The organism is Photorhabdus viridis (assembly GCF_040256935.1).
Taxonomy (GTDB): Bacteria; Pseudomonadota; Gammaproteobacteria; order Enterobacterales; family Enterobacteriaceae; genus Photorhabdus; species Photorhabdus viridis.
Map to the genome: position 1 here is coordinate 1 of NZ_JBEJZY010000146.1, position 1,418 is coordinate 1,418.

Consider the following 1,418-nt stretch of genomic DNA (forward strand, 5'->3'; position numbering starts at 1 on the left):
CCTCCTGTAAAGAGAACTCCGCTACCGCAAATGTTTTCTCCGGCAAATCGGTAACCTGACAGAGAAAATGTAATCCATCGTTCATAGGGACTCCTTATTTCTGGTGTTAGTGGTTAGGTAAATGAGTAATATAGCCTTGGTTAGGTTGGCACCTTATAAGGCGATATATCTGCATCAAGCTCATATTCAAGACAATCTTTTGAAATATATTCTGCCGACACATGCGGTTTTGTGTATTTCGGCGCGACACCTTCCACGGTAATCAACTGTTCTTTTCCAGCAGATGAAAAAGGAAAAAGCCAGTTAAAAAAGGTATTGCCTAACGCCAGTAAATAAAATACGAAAATAACAATAACAGCGTGATTTTTACTATTTTCATATTGAAAGTTCCTTACCATCGCATTTCATATTTATCATGGTCAGTTTTCCTCGATCCCTACCGCGTTATCTGTATAGCGTGTTAAGGTTATATTTTCCTGTTTATTTTTCTGGAAGTTTTGATGACGTTATTTTCCAGTAATCTATTGATTGCCGATTGAGGTCAATTCGGCCATTCGGATATTCAACCCATTCCCCCTTCCCGTCAGTTATGGTTATCTTCGGCATTTTGGTTTCATCCAGTTTAGGCTTAAAGGTAATTTTCCATTCCGCTCCTGGAGTTAGTTTCAGCCGAAAAGGAAACAAACTCACCACACCCTGTAAGGAAATTCTTTTTGGCTGTCCTTCAACTATTCTCAACACAGGGTAAATAACCGGGCTAAAGTCTATCGTATTCAATGCACGAGTCTCAGAGGCTGCGGAATAATTTGTTCGCGCTGCATCGTTGATAAAGGCGGTTAAACCCGGTCCCCCATAGGGCACAGCATCTTTTACCAGATGACTAACATCGGTATAACCCACCGCCACAAACGCCCGATTGATTTTCCATTTGCACCACCCTCCGCCATTGAAAGGTAATTTCGCCTGAAAATAACCGGTTTGCGGATCGGCTTTTACATCCAAATCCAATCCATAATAAGTCGGTACTTTAAAAGGCGACATTCCTGCGTCCAACTGATACTCAAGACAGTTTTTTGAGATATATTCCGCGGATACATACGGTTTTGTGTATTTCGGCACGACGCCTTCCACGGTAATCAACTGTTCTTTTCCAGCAGATGAAAAAGGAAAAAGCCAGTTAAAAAAGGTATCGCCTAACGCCCAGTAAATAAAATACGAAAATAACAATAACAGCGTGATTTTTACTATTTTCATATTGAAAGTTCATTACCATCGCATTTCATATTTATCATGGCCAGTTTTCCTCGATCCCTACCGCGTTATCTGTATAGCGTGTTAAGGTTATATTTTCCTGTTTATTTTTCTGGAAGTTTTGATGACGTTATTTTCCAGTAATCTATTGATTGCCGATTGAGGTC

1 protein-coding gene and 1 pseudogene are annotated in these 1,418 nt (G+C 40.2%); both read right to left on the minus strand.

What is annotated here, in order from left to right; all coding sequences use genetic code 11:
* Nucleotides 1-143: 143 nt before the first annotated feature.
* Nucleotides 144-379, minus strand: a pseudogene (locus tag ABR397_RS22585) (hypothetical protein); the annotation flags it as partial.
* A gap of 101 nt (nucleotides 380-480) precedes the next feature.
* Nucleotides 481-1,254: a hypothetical protein gene (locus ABR397_RS22590; protein WP_350307670.1), complete on the minus strand. Its 774-nt coding sequence runs from the start codon at nucleotides 1,252-1,254 to the stop codon at nucleotides 481-483.
* Nucleotides 1,255-1,418: the final 164 nt, after the last annotated feature.